The sequence below is a fragment of the Dactylosporangium sp. NPDC005572 genome (assembly GCF_040605515.1).
Classification (GTDB): Bacteria; Actinomycetota; Actinomycetes; order Mycobacteriales; family Micromonosporaceae; genus Dactylosporangium.
In genome coordinates this window covers 53514-67710 of record NZ_JBEXCY010000006.1, presented here as the reverse complement: position 1 = coordinate 67710, position 14197 = coordinate 53514, and the positions used below count along the sequence as shown (strand labels likewise).

At 72.2% G+C, this 14197-nt stretch carries 14 protein-coding genes; 11 read left to right on the top strand and 3 right to left on the bottom strand.

Annotated features, from left to right (window positions below; genetic code table 11):
- Positions 1–14 precede the first annotated feature (14 nt).
- From ABZS66_RS05030 to ABZS66_RS05005, 6 genes are read left to right on the top strand one after another with little or no spacing between them, the layout of a single operon-like run.
- Complete coding sequence (locus ABZS66_RS05030; protein WP_354755271.1) at positions 15–1664, top strand: AMP-binding protein; 1650 nt, start codon at positions 15–17, stop codon at positions 1662–1664.
- The gene (locus ABZS66_RS05025; RefSeq protein WP_354755269.1) at positions 1648–2814 is read left to right on the top strand and encodes an acyl-CoA dehydrogenase family protein; all 1167 of its coding nucleotides are present in this window, start codon (positions 1648–1650) and stop codon (positions 2812–2814) included. The genes ABZS66_RS05030 and ABZS66_RS05025 overlap by 17 nt, the downstream gene beginning before the upstream one ends.
- On the top strand, positions 2814–3674 hold the full coding sequence (locus ABZS66_RS05020) for a CoA ester lyase (RefSeq protein ID WP_354755267.1): 861 nt from the start codon (positions 2814–2816) through the stop codon (positions 3672–3674). Before ABZS66_RS05025 ends, ABZS66_RS05020 begins: the two co-directional genes overlap by 1 nt.
- Positions 3671–4141, top strand: a complete 471-nt coding sequence (locus ABZS66_RS05015) for a MaoC family dehydratase (protein ID WP_354755265.1) — start codon at positions 3671–3673, stop codon at positions 4139–4141. The genes ABZS66_RS05020 and ABZS66_RS05015 overlap by 4 nt, the downstream gene beginning before the upstream one ends.
- Positions 4138–5607, top strand: coding sequence for an aldehyde dehydrogenase family protein (locus ABZS66_RS05010; RefSeq protein WP_354755263.1), 1470 nt, complete (start codon positions 4138–4140; stop codon positions 5605–5607). The genes ABZS66_RS05015 and ABZS66_RS05010 overlap by 4 nt, the downstream gene beginning before the upstream one ends.
- A complete protein-coding gene (locus tag ABZS66_RS05005) occupies positions 5595–6803 on the top strand; it encodes a CoA transferase (RefSeq protein ID WP_354755261.1) in 1209 nt (402 codons plus the stop codon). The genes ABZS66_RS05010 and ABZS66_RS05005 overlap by 13 nt, the downstream gene beginning before the upstream one ends.
- Before the next feature lie 30 nt (positions 6804–6833).
- Here ABZS66_RS05005 and ABZS66_RS05000 read toward each other — a convergent pair whose 3' ends face one another.
- Complete coding sequence (locus tag ABZS66_RS05000; RefSeq protein WP_354755259.1) at positions 6834–7595, bottom strand: glucose 1-dehydrogenase; 762 nt, start codon at positions 7593–7595, stop codon at positions 6834–6836.
- Between the two features lie 141 nt (positions 7596–7736).
- Between ABZS66_RS05000 and ABZS66_RS04995 the strand changes: the two genes are divergently transcribed.
- The 5 genes from ABZS66_RS04995 to ABZS66_RS04975 are packed head-to-tail and all read left to right on the top strand — an operon-like array spanning position 7737 to position 12302.
- Entirely contained in the window at positions 7737–8918 is a 1182-nt protein-coding gene (locus tag ABZS66_RS04995; protein WP_354755257.1) for an acyl-CoA dehydrogenase family protein, read from the top strand.
- Positions 8915–9703, top strand: a complete 789-nt coding sequence (locus tag ABZS66_RS04990; RefSeq protein ID WP_354755255.1) for an amidohydrolase family protein — start codon at positions 8915–8917, stop codon at positions 9701–9703. The genes ABZS66_RS04995 and ABZS66_RS04990 overlap by 4 nt, the downstream gene beginning before the upstream one ends.
- Positions 9700–10848 (top strand): acetyl-CoA C-acyltransferase, encoded by a 1149-nt coding sequence (locus ABZS66_RS04985; protein WP_354755253.1) that lies wholly within the window; start codon positions 9700–9702, stop codon positions 10846–10848. Before ABZS66_RS04990 ends, ABZS66_RS04985 begins: the two co-directional genes overlap by 4 nt.
- 29 nt (positions 10849–10877) lie before the next feature.
- A complete protein-coding gene (locus ABZS66_RS04980; RefSeq protein WP_354755251.1) occupies positions 10878–11087 on the top strand; it encodes a ferredoxin in 210 nt (69 codons plus the stop codon).
- 6 nt (positions 11088–11093) lie between these two features.
- The gene (locus tag ABZS66_RS04975; RefSeq protein ID WP_354755250.1) at positions 11094–12302 is read left to right on the top strand and encodes an FAD-dependent oxidoreductase; all 1209 of its coding nucleotides are present in this window, start codon (positions 11094–11096) and stop codon (positions 12300–12302) included.
- Between the two features lie 30 nt (positions 12303–12332).
- On the opposite strand, the gene ABZS66_RS04970 is transcribed toward ABZS66_RS04975, so the two are convergent.
- Together ABZS66_RS04970 and ABZS66_RS04965 are read right to left on the bottom strand one after the other, a co-directional pair.
- Positions 12333–13586 carry an MFS transporter gene (locus ABZS66_RS04970; RefSeq protein ID WP_354755248.1) on the bottom strand — a complete coding sequence of 418 codons (1254 nt, stop codon included), beginning with the start codon at positions 13584–13586 and terminating at the stop codon, positions 12333–12335.
- The gene (locus ABZS66_RS04965) at positions 13583–14146 is read right to left on the bottom strand and encodes a nuclear transport factor 2 family protein (RefSeq protein WP_354755246.1); all 564 of its coding nucleotides are present in this window, start codon (positions 14144–14146) and stop codon (positions 13583–13585) included. The genes ABZS66_RS04970 and ABZS66_RS04965 overlap by 4 nt, the downstream gene beginning before the upstream one ends.
- Between the last annotated feature and the right edge of the window lie 51 nt (positions 14147–14197).

The following is a 14197-nucleotide window of genomic DNA, read 5'->3' as shown; positions in this document are numbered from 1 at the left end:
GAGGAGTGGGCCGGATGACCAGGACCTACACTGACCTGCACCCTACGTTCCCCGACCGTCGGACCTGGACGCTGCCGCACGTCCTGCGCACGCGGGCGGCCGAGCGGCCCGGCGCGACGTTCCTCGTCACGCCCGAGGAGGGCCGGCAATGGACCTACGGTGAGACCCTGGAGGCCGCCGAGCGGGTGTGCGGCGGGTTTGCCGCTGCCGGCGCGGTGGCCGGCGATCGGGTGCTCGTCATGGCGGCCAACTCGTCGCAGTTCGTGCGCACGTGGCTGGGCACCGCGGTGGGCGGGCTGGTCGAGGTACCGATCAATACGGCCTACGAGGGCGAGTTCCTGCGCCACCAGGTCGTCACGGTGCGTCCCCGCTGGGCCGTGATCGACGACGTCCACGCCGCCCGGTTCGTGGCGATCGCCGAGCACGCCCGCGCGGTGGAACGTTTCTGGGTGGTCGACACCGGCCGGCGGGAGGCCGCCCTGGCGGCGCTGCGGGCCGCCGGCTGGGTCGCCGAGCCGTGGGAGGAGCTGGAGCGGGCCGACCGGCTCGTCGTGCCCGAGCCCGGGCCGCACACGCTCGCGTCGATCTTCTTCACGTCCGGCACCACCGGCCCGTCCAAGGGCGTGGCAATGCCGCACGCGCAGATGTACTTCTTCGGCGACGAGGTCGTCTCGCTCACCCGGCTCACCTCCGCCGACACCTACCTGACCGTCACGCCGCTGTTCCACGGCAACGCGCAGTTCATGGCGGCCTACCCGGCGCTCATCGCCGGCGCCCGGCTGGTCGTGCGGCCGCGGTTCAGCGCCAGCCGGTGGGTCGACCAGCTCCGCGAGAACGGGGTCACGGTCACCAACTTCCTCGGCGTGATGATGGACTTCACCTGGAAGCAGCCGCCGCGCCCGGACGACGCCGACAACCCGCTGCGGGCCGTGTTCGCCGCGCCCACCGCGTCGTCCATCGTGGACGAGTTCGCCAAGCGCTTCGGCATCGAGGCGTTCGTCGAGGTGTTCGGGCTGACCGAGACGTCCGCGCCGATCCTGTCGCCGTACGGCGAACGTCGCCCCGACGGTGCCGCCGGGCTGCAGGTGGCGGACTTCTTCGATATCCGCCTGGTCGACCCGGTCACCGACGAGGAGGTGCCGGTCGGCGAGATCGGCGAACTAGTCGTGCGGCCGAGGCACCCGTGGACGTGCAGCCTCGGCTACTACGGCATGCCGGAGAAGACCGCCGAGGCGTGGCGCAACCTGTGGTTCCACACCGGCGACGCGCTGCGCCGGGACGCCGACGGCTGGTACTACTTCGTCGACCGCTACAAGGACGCTCTGCGCCGCCGGGGCGAGAACATCAGCTCCTACGAGGTCGAGCAGGCGATCCTCGGTCACGAGGCGGTGCTGGAGTGCGCGGTCGTCGGGGTGGCCGCCGACCAGGAGGCCGGCGAGGACGAGGTGCTCGCAGCGCTGGTGACCGCCCGGCCGGTGCCGCCCGCGGAGATCTGGGCCTGGTGCGAGGGGCGCATCCCGGCGTTCGCGATCCCGCGGTACCTCCGCTTCGTCGACGCGCTGCCGAAGACCCCCTCGGAGAAGGTGCGCAAGGCCGCGCTGCGCGAGGACGGCATCACCGCACAGACACACGATCGGCAGGTGGCACATGGACTTCAGCCCTGACCCGCTGCACGCGGAGATCCGCGACGCGGTCGCGCGAGTCTGCGCCGACTTCGGGGACGACTACTGGCTCGCACACGACGAGTCCAAGGAGTTTCCCTGGGAGTTCTACCACGCGATCGTCAAGGGTGGGTGGCTCGGCCTGACGGTCCCTGAAGCGTACGGCGGCGGCGGGCAGGGCGTCGTCGAGGCGGCCATCGTCGAGCAGACCATCGCCGCGTCGGGCGCCGGGATGAACGGCTGCAGTTCGGTGCACATCGGCATCTTCGGATTCGAGCCGATCATCCGGTACGGCAGCGAGGACCTCAAGCGCCGCTTCCTGCCCCGGCTGGTCACCGGCGACCTGCATGTGTCGTTCGCGGTCACCGAGCCCGACGCGGGCACCGACACGACGAACATCTCGACGTTCGCGACGAAGGTCGAAGGCGGCTGGTCGATATCCGGCAAGAAGGTGTGGATCACCAAGGCGCAGGAGGCGGAGCGGCTGATGATCCTGTGCCGCACAGCGCCGCGCGCCGCGAACCCGAAGAAGACCGCCGGCATGACGCTGTTCTTCGCGCCGCTGGACCGTGACCGGGTCGTGGTGCGCCCGATCCCGAAGCTCGGCCGCAACGCCGTGGACACCAACGAGCTGTTCATCGACGAGCTGTTCGTGCCCGACGAGGACGTCATCGGCGAGGTCGGCGACGGCTTCCGCACGATCCTGGCCGGGCTCAACGCCGAGCGGGTCATCTCCGCCAACGCCGCGATCGGCATCGGCCGGGCGGCGCTGCGCCGGGCCACCGCCTACGCCACCGAGCGCAAGGTCTTCGGCCGGCCGATCGGGCAGAACCAGGGCATCGCGTTCCCGCTCGCCGAGGCGCTCATCAAGCTCGACGCGGCGGACGCCATGTGCCAGAAGGCGGCCTGGCTCATCGACAACGGCCTGCCCTGCGCCCGGGAGGCAAACGCCGCGAAGTTCCTCGCCGCCGAGGCCGGGTTCTTCGCCGCCGACGCCGCCCTCAGCGCGCACGGCGGCTACGGCTACGGCAAGGAGTTCCACGTCGAGCGCTACTTCCGCGAGGCGCGGCTCATGCGGATCGCCCCGATCAGCCAGGAGATGGTGCTCAACTACGTCGCCGAGCACGTCCTCGGCCTGCCCCGGAGCTACTGATGCGGCCGTACCGTTCGATCCTCTTCGTGCCGGGCCACAAGCCGGCGTGGGCCGAGAAGGCCGTGGAGTCCGGCGCCGACGCGATCGTGCTGGACCTGGAGGACTCGGTCCCGGCCGCCGAGAAGCCCGCGGCGCGCGCGACCGTCGCCGCGTCGGTCGCGCGCGTGCGCGAGTTGGGCGCCGACGTCTTCGTGCGGCCCAACGCGCTGGCCACCGGGCTCATGGGCGGCGACCTCGAGGCGGTGGTGACCGGCGGGCTCACCGGGCTGTTCCTGCCGAAGATCGAGTCGGCGACCGACGTCCTCCGGGTCGACACGCTCGTCGCGCACTTCGAGACCCGCAACGGCGTCTCGGGCCTGTCGTACATTGTCCCGGTTGAGACGGTTCGGGCCATCCACGACTGCCGGGAGATCGCTCACGCCTCGCCGCGGATGGGTGCGATGATCGGCCCGACCGCCGAGCACGCCGACATCGCCCGCGAGGTCGGCTTCGAGTGGACGCCCGAGGGCCTGGAGACGCTGTACCTGCGCAGCCGGGTGCTGCTGGCCTGCCGCGAGGCCGGCCTGCACGCGTTGACCGGCCTGTGGGAGAACCTGTCCGATGTGGACGGTCTGCGGGAGTTCGCACGGGCGGGCCGGCGGCTCGGCTTCCGCGGCATGATCGTCATCCACCCGAGCCACGTGCCGGCGGTGAACGACGTCTTCACGCCATCGGTTGAGGAGGTCTCGTTCTACCGCGGGCTCGTCGCCGCCTACGAGGAGGGCGCGCGGCAGGGCGAGGGCGCGGTGCGGTACCGCGGCCTGCACATCGACAAGGCGCACTACGACAAGGCGATCCGCTGGCTCCGGGAGGTAGCGTGAGGGGTCTCTACTTCGAGGAGTTCGAGGTCGGCCGGGTCTACCGGCACCCGTTCACCCGCACGGTCACCGAGATGGACAACATCCTGTTCACCTCCCTGACGATGAACCTGCAGCCGTTGCACCTCGACGAGGAGTTCGCGAAGCGGACCATCCACGGCCGGCGCGTGATGAACAGCCTCTTCACCGTGGCGCTCATCGGCGCGTTCCATGTGCCGGAGCTGACCATGGGCACCACCCTGGGCAACCTGGGCTACGACCGGATCGAGTTCCCGCACCCGGTGTTCCACGGCGACACCCTGCGCGGCGAGACCACGATCCTCGACAAGCGCATCTCACGCAGCCGCACCGACTCCGGCATCGTCTGGTTCGAGCACCGCGGCTACAACCAGCACGACACGCTCGTCTGCCTGTGCAAACGGGTCGGACTGATGATGACCAAACCGGCTGAGGAAGGCGTCGCGTCATGACCTCGACAGCTGTCCCGCTCACCAGCGACCTGCGCGACTGGATACCGCCGTACCGCGACCTCACCATCGGCGGCGCCCCCGTCGAGCCGCGCGGCGAACGCTGGGACGTGTACAACCCCGCCACCGAGGCGGTGATCGCGACCGTCGGCGGCGCGTCCGCCGAGCAGGTCGACGCCGCCGTCGCCGCCGCCCGCGCGGCGTTCCCCGGCTGGGCCGCGCTGTCCGGCGAGGAGCGCTCGCGGCACATCCACCGCTTCGCCGACGTGCTCGAGAAGGCCGCCGACCGGCTGCTGCCCTCGATCGTCAACGAGGTGGGCACGCCGGTGTCGCTTGCGTCCTTCCTGCAGGTGCGCATGGCCGTCGACTACCACCTGCGGTGGGCGGCCGAGGCTGCGAAGGTCGACCGCACCCAGCACCTGGGCCGCTTCGAGGAGCCGGTGCCGACGGAGAGCGACGTCGTCTACGAGCCGGTCGGCGTGGTCGCCGCGATCACCGGTTACAACTACCCGCTGAACCTCGCGGTCTTCAAGTTTGGCGCGGCGCTCGCCGCCGGCTGCACGGTCGTGCTGCTGCCGTCGCCGCGGACCCCGCTCACCACCCTGTTCCTGGGCGAGCTGGCCCGCGAGGCCGAGCTGCCGCCCGGCGTGTTCAACGTCGTCATCGGCGGCGCCGACGTCGGCCGGCGGCTGTCGTCCAGCCCGGGCGTGGACCGGGTGTCGTTCACCGGGTCCGACGGGGTCGGCGCGCAGATCATGGCGCAGGCGGCGCAGGGGCTCAAGGGCGTGACGCTGGAGCTGGGCGGCAAGTCCCCGAGCATTGTGTTGCCTGGCGTCGACGTGCGCCGCGTCGCCGTGGAGATGCACCTGCGGTGGTCCCGCAACGGTGGCCAGGGCTGCGCCGCGCTCGCCCGGCTGCTGGTCCACGAGCAGGTCTACGACGAGTTCCTGGAGGCGAGCGCCCCGGCGTTCGAGCAGATGGTGGTCGGCGACCCCTGGGACCCCGCCACGAACATCGGCCCGATGATCCGGCCCGACCACCGCGACCGGGTGCTGAGCTTCCTCGGCGAGGGGACCCGGCTGCTGGAGGTGACCCGGCCGCTGCCGGAGCGGGGCTGGTTCGTCAACCCGGTCCTGCTGGGCGACCTGCCGCCCGACGCGCGGGCCGTGCAGCAGGAGATCTTTGGCCCGGTCGCGGTGCTGCTGCCGTTCAAGGACACCGAGGACGCGATCCGCCTCGCCAACTACACGCAGTACGGCCTGGCCGCCAACGTCTGGTGCGACGACCCGGCCGAGGCACGGCGGGTCGCCTCCCGGGTCCGCGCCGGCACCGTCTGGATCAACGGCGGCGGCGCTATGCGGCCCGACGCGCCGTTCGGGGGCTTCGGCCGCTCCGGCGTCGGGCGTGAGCTCGGCGAGTGGGGCATGCGCGAGTATCTCGAGCCCAAGCACATCCAGTGGCGGATCTGATGGCCGGGCCGCTGTCCGGGGTCCGGGTCCTGGAGCTCGGCACCATGTACGCCGCGCCCACCGCCGGGCGCATGCTACGCGACTTCGGCGCCGACGTGGTGAAGGTGGAGGACCCGGCGACCGGGGACTACGCGCGGCAGTGGACGCCGCAGAAGGACGGTCAGTCGCTCGGCTTCGCGCGGCTCAACGCCGGCAAGCGGTCGATCGGCGTCGACCTGCGCGACCCGCGCGGGCAGGCGCTCGTGCGGTCCCTCGCGGCGGAGGTCGACGTCGTCGTCGAGTCGTTCCGGCCCGGGCGGCTGGAGGAGTGGGGCCTCGGGTACGACGACCTGCGCGCGGTCAACCGCGGCATCGTGCTCACCCGCGTGTCCGGGTTCGGGCAGACCGGCCCCTACCGTTCGCGGCCCGGCTTCGGCACGGTCGCCGAGGTCGGCAGCGGCTTCGCGTACATCAACGGCTGGCCCGACACGCCGCCGACGTCGCCGCCGTTCGGCTTCGCCGATTCGATCGCCGGCATCTCGGCCGCGATGGGCACCGCGATGGCGTTGTACCGCAAGGCGTCGACCGGCGAGGGGTCCGAGGTGGACGTCGCCCTCTACGAGCCGCTCATGTTCATCGTCGGCGACATGCTGCTGCAGTGGCAGGCATTGGGCGTGGTCCAGGGCCGGGTGGGCAACGGCACCGGCTCCGCCTCGCCGCGCGGGGTCTACCGGGCCGGCGACGGGCACTGGCTCGCGATCGCGGCGTCGAACCAGGGCATCGCCAAGCGGCTCTTTGCCGCCATGGGGCGGGCCGAACTCATCGACGACCCACGATACGCGACCAACGCCGCGCGGATTCGGCACAACGGCGAGCTGCAGGAGATCGTCTCGGCCTGGGTCGGCTCGATGCCGCGGGCGGACGCGCTGAAGATCCTCGACGAGTACGAGGTCGTCGCCTCGGCCGTCAACGACGCGCGCGACATCGTCGACGACCCCCATTTCCTGCACCGCACGCTGGTGAAGCTGACCGGCAGCGCGGTTCTCGGCCCGCTGCTCATGCCGGGACCGGTGCTGCACCTGCGCGGCTATGCCGGGCCGGTGTACGACGGCGTGCCGGCGATCGGCCAGCACACCGCGGAGGTGCTCGGCGAGCTGGGCGTGCCGGAGGCCGAGCGGGCCGCACTGGCCGACGCGGGCGTGATCTCCCTGTCGTGAGTGGCGGCCACCGCGCCGTGATTCCGGGCGTCAGCGCTGGCCGCCGTCGACCTGGATCACGGCGCCGGTGGTGTACGAGCTGGCGGCACTCGCGAGGTACACCGCCGTGCCGACGATCTCGTCCGGCTCGCCGCCGCGCCCCAGGGCGAACGTCTGGGCGCGTTCGGCGAACGCCGCCGCGTCCCACGACCGGCTGACGTCGGTGAGGAACGTGCCGGCCATGATGGCGTTGCAGCGCACCGACGGGCCGAACGCGTGCGCGAGACCCACCGTCATCGCGTTGAGGCCCGCCTTCGCGGCGGCGTAGGGGACGATGTCGGCGCGCGGGCGCACGGCGCCCATGCTGGAGATGTTGATGATCGAGCCGCCGGCGCCGGCGGCCATCCTGGTGCCGACCAGGGCGGCGAGCCGGAACGGTCCCTTGAGGTTCACCCCGATCACCTTGTCGAACAGCTCCTCGGTGACATCGTCGACGGTGTCGTAGAGCGGCGACATGCCGGCGTTGTTCACCAGGACGTCCACCCGGCCGAACCGGTCGTAGGCTGCGTCGACCAGCGCGTCGAGCTCGGCCCAGTGGCCGACGTGCGCGGCGTGCGGGAAGGCGGCCACGCCGTGGGCCACGGCGACCTCGGCGGCGACGGCGGCGCACGCGTCAGGCTTGCGGCTCACGACCACGACGTCGGCGCCGGCAGCGGCCAGGCCGTCGAGCATCGCGCGGCCCAGGCCGCGGGTGGCGCCGGTGACCAGCGCGACCCGTCCCGCCAGGCCGAACGCCGAGTTGTCGAATGCCACGCCGACCTCCATGTCCAGTTTAACGGTATTTGTCATGATTTCCAGCCCTTGACCTGGGCCAATCCATTGCTATGGTAATCATCAATTATGGATCGCGTCGGCGCAACAGCGTGGACGGCGGTTCGCGGAGAGGCGGAGCGCATGCAAGGTCTGGGGCAGAGTGCGGAGCAGCACCAGCTGCGTGAGCTTGCGGCGCAGGTCGCGCGCGAGGTGTACGAGCCGCAGGCGGCCGCCTGGGACAGTGACCGCTCCGGTCTGCCGGCCCGCGAGGTGCACCGGCTCGCCGAACTCGGCTTCCTGGGCATCGCCCTGCCCGAGCGCTACGGCGGGCAGGGCGGCTCGCTCGTCGACGCGCTCATCGTCATCGAGGAGTTGGCGAAGGTCTGCCGGCCGGCGGCGTTCCAGGTGTTCGAGGCCAACGTGGGGCCGATCCGCGTCGTGGAGCACTTCGGCACTGCCGAGCAGCGGGCCCGCTATCTGCCGCGGGTCGCCCGCGGCGAGGTGACGATGGCGATCGCCATCTCCGAGCCCGACGCCGGCTCGGCCGCCACCGACCTGCGCACCGCCGCCCGCCGCGACGGCGACGAGTGGGTCGTCAACGGCACCAAGCGGTGGATATCCGGCGGCGGCCACGCCAACCACTACCTCGTCTACGCCCGGCTCAACGACGAGGCCGGCGCGAAGGGCATCGGCGCGCTCATCGTCCCGGCCGCCACGCCCGGCCTGACGTTCGGCGCGCCCGAGCGGCTCATGGGCTTCCGCGGCATCCCGTCGGCCGACCTGATCTTCGAGGGTGCGCGGGTGCCGGCCGGCAACCTCGTCGTCGACGCTGGGGGCTTCCCGAAGCTCTTCAGCGTCTTCTCCATCGAGCGGCTCGGCAATGCCACGATGAGCCTGGCCATCGCGCAGGCCGCGCTCGACCGGACGATCGACTACGTCCAGCAGCGCCAGCAGTTCGGCCGGCCGCTGGTCGAGTTCCAGAACGTGCAGATGACGGTCGCAGACATGTCGATCCAGGTCGAGGCGGCCCGGCTGCTCATCCACCGGGCAGCCGCCAACGCAGAGGCCGGCCTGCCGGTGCCCTACGAGGTGTCGATTGCCAAGTGCTACGCCAACGAGATGGCGAAGCGCGTCTCCGACCTGGCGATGCAGCTGCACGGCGGCAACGGCTACACCGAGGAGTACGGCATCGAGCGCCTGCACCGCGACGCCCACGGCTGGGCGATCGCCGGCGGCACGCCTGCCGTCCAGCGCATCCGCATCGCGTCCGAGATCTTCGGCCGCTCATTCAACCAGCGCCCCGCCCAGGCGGCCCGGCCATGATCATCGACGCGCACGCCCACGTCTGGCCCGACCACATCGCCAAGCGGGTCCTCGCCGATCGGCCCGTCGGCCTCGACGCCCGCCACGACGGCACCCTCGACGGTCTGCGCCGCACCATGGACGAAGCCGGCATCGACCGGGCCCTCACCCTCGGCATCGCCAACGTGCCGCAGCACGTCGCCCGCACCAACGAGTTCATCGGCTCGGTGGATCGCACCCGGTTCGTGCCGTTCGGCACCGTCCACCCGGGACTGTCCGTCGAGGACAACCTGCGGCACCTGCGCGACAACGGCATCCCGGGGGTCAAGCTGCACCCGCTCTTCCAGGACGTCTCGCTGGGCGACCCGCGCGTGGTCGACCTCGCGCGGGCGCTCGCCGAGGCCGGCATCGTTGTCATCACCCACGCCGGCGCGGGTGGCGACGCCGCTGCCAACGAGCGCGGCGCCCCGCACCACCTGCGTGCGCTCGCCGACGCGGTGCCGGGGCTGGCCGTGATCGCCTGCCATTTCGGTGGCTACCATCGGCTCGCCGAGGCCGAGCGCTCCGTCGTCGGCTCGCGGGTCTTCCTGGAGACGTCGTGGCCGCCCACCACCGGTGACCTCGACCGGGACGCGGTGCGTGCCCTGATCGAGCGGCACGGGGCCGACCGGGTGGTGTTCGGTTCGGACTGGCCGATGACCGACCCCGGCACCGAGATCGCCGCGGTCAAGGCGCTCGGCCTGCCACCCGAGGCCGAGCGCGGCATCCTTGGCGACAACCTCGCCCGGTTGCTGGGGTTGCAATGAGCGCATTCATCGTCGCGGCCGTCCGCACGCCGGTCGGCAAACGCAACGGCGGGCTGTCCGCCGTCCACCCGACGGACCTTGCCGCGCACGTGATCCGGGCCTTGCTCGCGCGGGCCGGTGTCGACGGCGCAGCGGTCGACGACGTCATCCTCGGCTGCGTCGGTCAGGTCGGCGCGCAGGCGTCGAACATCGCCCGCAACGCCGTGCTCGCCGCGGGACTGCCCGAGTCGGTGCCCGGCACCACGCTGGACCGGCAGTGCGGCTCGTCGCAGCAGGCACTGCACTTCGCCGCGCAGGCCGTGCTGTCCGGCGTGCAGGACCTGGTGATCGCGGGCGGGGTCGAGGCGATGAGCCGGGTGCCGCTCGGCTCGGCCACGCGGGCCGGCGCCGCCGCCGGGCTCGGCCATCCGCGCGAGGGCAGCACCGGGTGGTCCGCCCGGTACGGCGACCAGGAGATCAGCCAGTTCCGGGGTGCCGAGCTGATCGCCCGCAACTGGGGCCTGTCCCGGGCGCGGCTGGAGGAGTTCGCGCTCGCGTCGCACCAGCGCGCGGTGGCCGCCGCCGGCCTGTTCGACGAGGAGATCGCCCCGGTCGGGCCGGTCTCGCGCGACGAAGGGCCGCGTCCGGACACCTCCGCCGCGAAGCTGGCGGCGCTGCCGGCGCTCAGCGACGGCGGCGTGCTCACCGCCGGGGTCGCCAGCCAGATCTCCGACGGCGCGGCCGCGCTGCTGGTCGCCTCCGACGCCGCGGTCCGCAGGCACGGCCTCACCCCGATCGCGCGCGTGCACACGATGTGCGTGGTCGGCAGCGACCCGGTCATGATGCTCGCCGGGCCCATACCGGCCACAGCCGCGGCGCTGTCCCGGTCCGGGCTGGCGATGCGGGACATCGGCGTGTTCGAGGTCAACGAGGCGTTCGCGCCGGTCGTGCTCGCCTGGCAGGCGGAGACCGGTGCCGATCCCGCCCGCACGAACCCGCTCGGCGGCGCCATCGCGCTCGGGCACCCGCTCGGTGCCACCGGCGCACGGCTGATGACCACGATGGTGCATCACATGCGCCGCAGCGGCATCCGCTACGGCCTGCAGGTCATGTGCGAGGGTGGCGGCATGGCCAACGCGACCCTCGTCGAACGGGCGCCATTATGAGGTACACCGCCAAGGAAAAGGAGTCGGTCATGCGAGCCCACGTCGATCTCAACGTCTGCCAGGGCCACGGCGTCTGTCACATGAGCGCGCCCGACGTGTTCGAGCTGGACCCGGAGGACGGGCACTCGATCGTCGTCGTCGACCCGGTGCCGCCGCACCTCGAAGCTGCCGCACAGCTCGGCGCCGACAGCTGCCCGGAGCGCGCGATCACCGTCGAGCGCACGGTACGGGTCGACTGAGCCGCCTTGTCGCCCCGCATCGTCATCGTCGGCGCGTCGCTCGCCGGCACTCGCACGGCCCAGGCGCTGCGCCGGGAAGGCTCGGACGCACGCATCATGCTCGTCGATGCCGCCACGGACGTTGCCTGCGACCGGCCGCCGCTGTCCAAGGCGTTCCTGACCGCGCCCGACGCCTCGCCCGATGCCTCGCCAAAGCCGGTCCTGACCACGGCGCAGCTCGGTGAGCTCGACGTCGAGCTGGTGCTCGGTCGGCGGGCCGTATCGCTCGACGCCACTGGGCACGCCGTGCAGCTGGACGACGGTCGTGCGGTGCACTACGACGCGCTCGTCGTCGCCACCGGGTCCGTGCCGCGGACGATGCCCGGGGTCGCGCCCCTGCCCGGCGTGCACACCCTGCGCACCGCCGAGGACGCGGCGGCGATCCGCGCTGCGCTCGCCGCCGGTGCCCGCACGGTGGTGGTCGGCGGCGGGTTCATCGGCGCGGAGATCGCCTGGACCGCCCGCTCGCTCGGCTGCCCGGTCACTGTCGTCGAGCAGTTGCCGGCGATGCTGCTACGCGGCCTCGGCCCGGTGCTGGCGCCGGCGTTCACCCGCCGCCACGCCGCCGCGGGCGTGCGGGTCCTCCTGGGTGCCGGCGTGACCGGCGTCGCGGGCACCGGTCGGGTCGAGCAGGTGCTGCTGAGCGACGGCACCGCCGTCGCTGCGGACCTGGTCGTCGTCGGCGTCGGCACAGCGCCGGAGACCGCCTGGCTGCGCGGCTCGGGCCTGGACGTCTCCGACGGGGTGCTGTGCACCTCCCGGCTGGCCGTGGCCGGTGCGGACGACGTCTACGCCGCCGGTGACGTGGCGCGCTGGCACCATCCGCGCTACGGCGTGCCGATCCGCGTCGAGCACTGGACGAACGCCGCCGAGCACGGCCCGGTCGTCGCGGCCAACCTGTGCGGCCGGCCGACCGAGTACGACGCCGTCCCGTACGTCTGGTCGGACCAGCTCGGCGCGCGGCTGCAGATCTTCGGCCGGGTCCGGCCCGGCGACGAGGTCCGCTACGTCTTCGGAGGTCCGGACGAGCCGCGGTTCGTTGCGGTCGCCGGGCACGGCGACGAACTGTCGGCGGTGGTCGGCTTCGGCGCGCTCAAGGAACTGATGCCCTACCGCAGGCTCCTGGTCGACGGTGCACCCTGGTCCGCGGCGGAGGCCGTCACGCCGTCTCGATGAGTGCCGGTTGCGCGGCCGTCGCCGGGGCGGTCAGGCAGTTTCGATGAGTGCCGGTTGCGCGGCCGCGGCCCGGGTGCGCGCCGCGCCCGGGCGCAGCACCCAGCCGGCGAATGCGAGCGCGATCACCCCGTTGCAGGCCAGCGCCACCAGCGGCCCTAGGAAGTGCCAGGACACGCCGAGCACCAGGCCGCCGACCGGGAGCAGGCCGCCCCAGCACATCGTGTAGAGGCTCATCACCCGGCCCCGGTGGTCGTCGTCGACGACCTGCTGGATGACGCTGTTGCACTGGGTCATGATGGCGAACTGCAGGGCGCCGCCGACCGCGACGAGCAGGTACTCCAGCCACAGCAGCCGGTTGACGCCGAGGCCGACGACGACGGCGCCCAGCGCGGCGAGCAGGGCCGCCGGCGGGGTCACGCTCGGCCCGCTCGACGGGCGCAGCGCGACGACGAGGACACCGACCAGCGAGCCGACCCCGGTCACGCTGGTGAGCACGAGGAACAGGCCCGGGTCGTCGGAGACGAGCCCGGCGACCGTGGGCAGTTGGGCGACGTAGGCGATGGCGAAGGTCGCCGTGACGGCCACGATGGCGAGCGCGGTCCAGGCCGGCGGGCGGCTCCGGGCGTGGCGCAGCCCGGATCCGATCCGGGCCGCGAGCCGCTGCCGTGGCGCGGCGGGCGGCCGTGTCGCGACCGGGCGGACGAACCGCATGATGACGAGTGCGACCAGCCCGATCACGCCGTACGCGGCCAGGGACTCGACGGCGCCGCGGTAGAGGATGAGCACCCCGGCCAGCGCAGGGCCGCCGATGCGGGCGAGGTTCATCGCGATTGACTGCAGGACCACGGCGCTGCCCAGGTCGTCGACGGGCACGGCGTTGGCGACCAGCGCCTGGGTGGACGGCTGCGCCAGGGAGTGCGCGGTGCCGACCGCGAACGCGCACGCCATCAGCACCGGCACAGGCGCCAGGCCGAGCAGGACCAGCGTCGCGGTCGTGGTGCTGACAAGGAGGATCGCCGACTGCGCCACCAACACGATCCGCCGCCGGTCATGCGTGTCGGCGAGCACCCCCGCCGGCAACGAGACGAGCAGCATCGGCAGCAGCAGGCAGAAGTACAGCACGCTGAGCGTGAGCGCGTCGCTGTCCGTGGCGCGGGCCACGAGCCACTGGAAGGCGATCGACGAGAACCAGTAGCCAGACTGCTGCAGCATCCAGACCGACCAGACCCGCCGGTACGGCGCCCAGCGCAACGCGCTCAGCCAGCGCAGGTACCGCACGCTCACGCGAGCAGGCTGGTGAGCCAGCCCAGGTCCGGCTTGTCCGTGAGCGACTCGGGCCAGTCGGCCTGACGGTGGTCGCCGTAGGCGCGCACGCGCAGCGGGTCGCCCAGCCCGTCGGCGTACTCCTGCACCGGCAGGTAGTACATGTATGACATCAGGCGGTCCTGGAACTGCCAGCCCACGGAGGTGCGCCGATAGACGTCCTGGTACCGCAGGGCGACGAGCATCGGCGTGTCGTCGCGCACCACTTCGGCGTGCGAGGCGAGCAGGCCGGTCGCCCGGTCGCGGTCGGCGTCGTCGAAGCGCACGACGTGCCCGTGGGTGAAGTGGTTGGTCGGGCCGAGCGCGGCGAACCGGCCGGCGTAGGTGTCGACAATCTCATCGATGCCGTTCGCGGCGAAGACGCCGTCGGCGGAGCGGAGCGTGGCGTCGGCGGCGAAGAGGCGGCGGACGCCGGCCAGGTCCCGCTCGTCCATCACGAAGCCGTAGAGCACAGCCAGATCCTGGATCGCGAACCGGTCCTCGATGCGCCAGATGCGATCCGCCAGGGAATTCTCGACCATACGATGAACATAATCATTAGCATGAAATTCGGTCAAGGCTTTCGGCGGTCA

What these genes read in the sequence shown, in the direction of transcription:
- ABZS66_RS04995 (WP_354755257.1), top strand. Translation starts at nt 7,737, where the DNA reads ATGCAAGGTCTGGGGCAGAGTGCGGAGCAGCACCAGCTGCGTGAGCTT.
- ABZS66_RS05020 (WP_354755267.1), top strand. Translation starts at nt 2,814, where the DNA reads ATGCGGCCGTACCGTTCGATCCTCTTCGTGCCGGGCCACAAGCCGGCG.
- ABZS66_RS05030 (WP_354755271.1), top strand. Translation starts at nt 15, where the DNA reads ATGACCAGGACCTACACTGACCTGCACCCTACGTTCCCCGACCGTCGG.
- ABZS66_RS05025 (WP_354755269.1), top strand. Translation starts at nt 1,648, where the DNA reads ATGGACTTCAGCCCTGACCCGCTGCACGCGGAGATCCGCGACGCGGTC.
- ABZS66_RS04965 (WP_354755246.1), bottom strand. Translation starts at nt 14,146, where the DNA reads ATGGTCGAGAATTCCCTGGCGGATCGCATCTGGCGCATCGAGGACCGG.
- ABZS66_RS05010 (WP_354755263.1), top strand. Translation starts at nt 4,138, where the DNA reads ATGACCTCGACAGCTGTCCCGCTCACCAGCGACCTGCGCGACTGGATA.
- ABZS66_RS04985 (WP_354755253.1), top strand. Translation starts at nt 9,700, where the DNA reads ATGAGCGCATTCATCGTCGCGGCCGTCCGCACGCCGGTCGGCAAACGC.
- ABZS66_RS04980 (WP_354755251.1), top strand. Translation starts at nt 10,878, where the DNA reads ATGCGAGCCCACGTCGATCTCAACGTCTGCCAGGGCCACGGCGTCTGT.
- ABZS66_RS04990 (WP_354755255.1), top strand. Translation starts at nt 8,915, where the DNA reads ATGATCATCGACGCGCACGCCCACGTCTGGCCCGACCACATCGCCAAG.